This is a genomic window from Kitasatospora sp. NPDC091257 (assembly GCF_044757675.1).
Classification (GTDB): domain Bacteria; phylum Actinomycetota; class Actinomycetes; order Streptomycetales; family Streptomycetaceae; genus Kitasatospora; species Kitasatospora lactacystinica.
The window spans coordinates 1-3,424 of sequence record NZ_JBIVVI010001005.1 but is presented as its reverse complement, the minus strand read 5'-3'; the positions used below and the strand labels follow the sequence as shown (position 1 = coordinate 3,424).

General features: G+C 72.8%; 5 protein-coding genes. All 5 read right to left on the bottom strand.

The genetic code is table 11. The features are described from left to right. The coding region (locus tag ACIQOV_RS33460; protein WP_401054518.1) for a magnesium chelatase domain-containing protein at positions 1 to 722 on the bottom strand (722 nt) is incomplete at its 3' end. Between the two features lies 1 nt (position 723). Beyond that, positions 724 to 1,227: a YraN family protein gene (locus ACIQOV_RS33455; RefSeq protein WP_387693677.1), complete on the bottom strand. Its 504-nt coding sequence runs from the start codon at positions 1,225 to 1,227 to the stop codon at positions 724 to 726. Positions 1,228 to 1,395: 168 nt separating this feature from the next. Beyond that, complete coding sequence (locus tag ACIQOV_RS33450) at positions 1,396 to 1,722, bottom strand: DUF2469 domain-containing protein (RefSeq protein WP_030056781.1); 327 nt, start codon at positions 1,720 to 1,722, stop codon at positions 1,396 to 1,398. 55 nt (positions 1,723 to 1,777) lie between these two features. Beyond that, positions 1,778 to 2,251, bottom strand: coding sequence for an NUDIX hydrolase (locus ACIQOV_RS33445; protein ID WP_380543377.1), 474 nt, complete (start codon positions 2,249 to 2,251; stop codon positions 1,778 to 1,780). Between the two features lie 112 nt (positions 2,252 to 2,363). Then, complete coding sequence (gene lepB, locus ACIQOV_RS33440; RefSeq protein WP_380633069.1) at positions 2,364 to 3,116, bottom strand: signal peptidase I; 753 nt, start codon at positions 3,114 to 3,116, stop codon at positions 2,364 to 2,366. Positions 3,117 to 3,424 lie beyond the last annotated feature (308 nt).

The following is a 3,424-nucleotide window of genomic DNA, read 5'->3' as shown; positions in this document are numbered from 1 at the left end:
GGTGGGCCCTTCAAGTAGAGGTGGTGGCCTCCGGCAGCGGCGATCTCCAGGGCCCGCCGGGCCTCGTACTGGCCGGCCACATCGGCCATGTCGAGCCGGGCCGCCCGGTCGTCGGGCAGGCCCCGCACCCCCGCGCTGGGCAGCATCAGACCGGCCATCAGCGGATCCGGCCGGCCGCCGATCGGGTCGGGCGGCTCCTCCGGCGCCTCCGCGCCGGTCAGGGTGGCGACGAGCTGGCGCAGGCTGCGGACGCCGATCACCGTCACCCCGGGAACGAGCGAGGCCTCGGGCGCGGTCTGTTCGGCGACCACGACCCGCTCGTACCCCGCGTCGGCGGCGGCCAGCACCGACGGCAGCACCCCCCTGACCGGCCGCACCCGGCCGTCCAGCCCCAGCTCGCCGATGATCAACAGGTCGGCGATGGCGGCGGGGTCGAGCCGTTCCGCGGCGGCCAGCACGGCGCAGGCGACTGCGAGGTCGAAGCCGCTGCCGCTCTTGGGCACCGAGGCGGGGCTGAGGCCGACCGTCAGCTTGCGCTGCGGCCAGGCCTCGCCGCTGTTCACGACCGCGGCACGGACCCGGTCGCGGGCCTCGGTGAGCGCCTTGTCGGGCAGGCCGACCAGGGTGAACGCCGCCACCCCGGGCTCCAGATCGGCCTGGACCTCGACGATCACTCCGTCGACGCCGACCAGCGCGACGGAACAGGTACGGGCGAAGGCCATCTCAGACCACCCCCCGCAGGTGGTCGACCAGGGCCGCACCCCGCGCCCGGTTGACCACCGCGACCAGGTCGATCCGCACTCCGCCCGGCGGGGCGGGCGGCCATTGCGGATCGGTGGGCCCCGGGTCGTAGCCGGGCCCGGCCAACTCCGCGAAGTGACCGGGCCAGCGCTCGGCCATCCAGCGCTCGGCCAGGCGCTGCAGTCGGGCGGCCTTGGCCCGGTCGATGGCCTCGGTGGGCTGCTGGAACCCCCGCTCGGAGCGGGTCTTCACCTCGCAGACCGCCACGGTGTCGCCGTCGAGGGCGACGATGTCCAGCTCGCCCTCGACGCAACGCCAGTTGCGGTCCAGGATGCGGAGCCCGGCCTCGGTGAGGCGGCGGGCGGCGACCCGCTCCCCGTAGCGGCCGAGCCCGTTCTTGGTGCTGCGCTCCGGGATCGCCCGCGGGGCCTTCCCGGCTGCGGCCGTGTCCGGTACTGCCTGGTCCTGCACGACGGTGTGCTGCATGGTGACCACCTCCGCCGAGGAGGCTGCACCAAGGTGCGCGCCGAGGCCCGGGAATTCCCTGTCCCTGTGGACAACCCGGGCCTGTGGACAACTTTTGTCACCCGCAGGAGTGAGAAGCCCCGTTCCTCCCGAAATCGGCTGGACAACGCGGGACGGAGTCGTTCAACGTCAGTTCCCGAAGCCGGACTCGTCCGAGGGCAGCTCCAGGTCGCTCTTCGCGAGTTCCTCGATGTTCACGTCCTTGAAGGTCAGCACCCGGACCTTGCGGACGAACCGGGCCGGCCGGTACATGTCCCAGACCCACGCATCCGCCATCGACACCTCGAAGAACACCTCGCCCTGGACCGAGTGCACCTGCAGCTCGTAGTCGTTGGTGAGGTAGAACCGTCGCTCGGTCTCGATCACGTACTTGAACAGGCCGACGACGTCCCGGTACTCCCGGTAGAGCTTGAGCTCCATCTCGGTCTCGTACTTCTCGAGATCTTCGGCACTCATCCAGGCGTCCCCTCAACTTGTCACGTCCACCCATTGTGGACCACCGCACCCACGGTCAGAGCCGTACCGGATCCACCGGCGGGCCCTCGGCCAGCAGCCGCTCCAGGAAGTCCGCCAGACCGGGCGGATAGACCGTCTCGGCGGTCCCCCTCAGTTCCTCGACCGTCCACCAGCGCGCCGCGAGCAACTGGGCGTGCTCGTCGGCGCCCATGCCCGAGTGGTCCAGCCCCGTCTCCGTGGTCCGGGCCAGGTGGAACCACTGCTCCTGCTCGTAGCGCTGTCCCTGAAAGGAGAACGACACCGTGCCGTACGCCACCAAGGGCCCCAGGTCCACACCCCGCAAGCCGGTCTCCTCGGCGAGCTCCCGCTCGGCGGCCCCGCGCACGTCCTCCCCCGGCTCCAAGCCGCCTCCGGGCGTGAACCACCACGTCTCGCCCGGGGTGGCCGGATCGGCCCCCAGGAAGAGGAGGATGCGGTCCAGCCCGTCCAGCAGCAGGATCCGCGCCGCCCTGCGGCGCCGTGCTGTCATGGCAGCGCTCCACGCTCCTTCCGTCCGCATCGGTGGCGCTACCGATCCTGCCACCCGCCGCGGCCGTCCGGGGCGATGTTCGGCAGAGCGGCCCGCCGGGCGACGGTCCCGCTCAGGCGCCGCGCCCCCGGAGCCGGCGGGCCAGACCCGCCACCCCGCCCACCACCGAGGTCACGAGGATCAGCGCCGCGCCCGCAACGGCGGCGGCGGCGAGGGGCCCCAGCGGCCCCGGCTTCGAGGCCTTCGGGCCCGCGAAGCCGTCGAAGTCCGTGACCCGGTCGAGCAGGCCCATGCGGCCGAAGGGCAGCACCGTGGCCTCGACCCTGGCCTCGACGGCCTCGGCCGGGACGGTCCCGTCGTCGACCTCCAGGTGGGTGCGGGAGTCGAGCGAGCCCATCCGGTTGTCGCCGAGCAGGAACAGCCGGCCCTGCGGCACGGTCACGCTGAACGAAGCGCCCTGGCGGCCCTGCGTCGCGAGGTAGGGCTCGTCCACCGGCTGCCCGTTGACCGTCAGCCGGTAATCGGCCCCGGTGGTGGCGACGGTGTCCCCGCCGACCGCGACCACCCGCTTGACCATGAGCTCACCGCCCCAGGCCTGGTCCCGGAAGACCACCACGTCGCCCCGCCCGATGTCGCCGCCGCCGACCTTGCGGGCGAGCACGGTGTCGCCGGCGCGCAGGGTCGGGTGCATCGAGGCGGTGGGGATCTTGTACGGCCGGTAGTCGATCGCGATCAGGGCGAAGCCGCCGACCATCAGTACCAGCCCCAGCGCCAGGGCGACGCCCTGGAGCACCGCGGCGGCCCCGCGGCGCCCACGGGCGGGTACCGGAGGGCGGTCGACCGTCTGCTCCACGACACTGCTCATCGACACCGTCCACCTCTGGCCGACCGGAGAACACCACTGGCACGCCGGAGGCACGGGCGGAAAAGCCGACGGGCCGTGGCACGTCCGAGCAGATTACTCGTCGGTACCACGGCCCGCGCAAGAGCCGGGGCCAACCCGGCGGAACACGATCCGGTGGAGCTCAGGACTCCTTGCGGTGCTCCGCCCGGCCCCGCACCCGACGGACCAGCGGGAGCAGGGCATTCGGTGGAGGTCGTGGACTACGCCTTGGGCCGGAGCGGCGAGAAGTGCTGGTCGGCGTCCGCGTGCGAGCGTCGAGTGGAACCGAC

Excerpts from the sequence above, each read along its gene's own strand:
- ACIQOV_RS33455 (WP_387693677.1), bottom strand. The coding sequence starts at position 1,227 with ATGCAGCACACCGTCGTGCAGGACCAGGCAGTACCGGACACGGCCGCA.
- ACIQOV_RS33450 (WP_030056781.1), bottom strand. The coding sequence starts at position 1,722 with ATGAGTGCCGAAGATCTCGAGAAGTACGAGACCGAGATGGAGCTCAAG.
- ACIQOV_RS33445 (WP_380543377.1), bottom strand. The coding sequence starts at position 2,251 with ATGACAGCACGGCGCCGCAGGGCGGCGCGGATCCTGCTGCTGGACGGG.
- lepB (WP_380633069.1), bottom strand. The coding sequence starts at position 3,116 with ATGAGCAGTGTCGTGGAGCAGACGGTCGACCGCCCTCCGGTACCCGCC.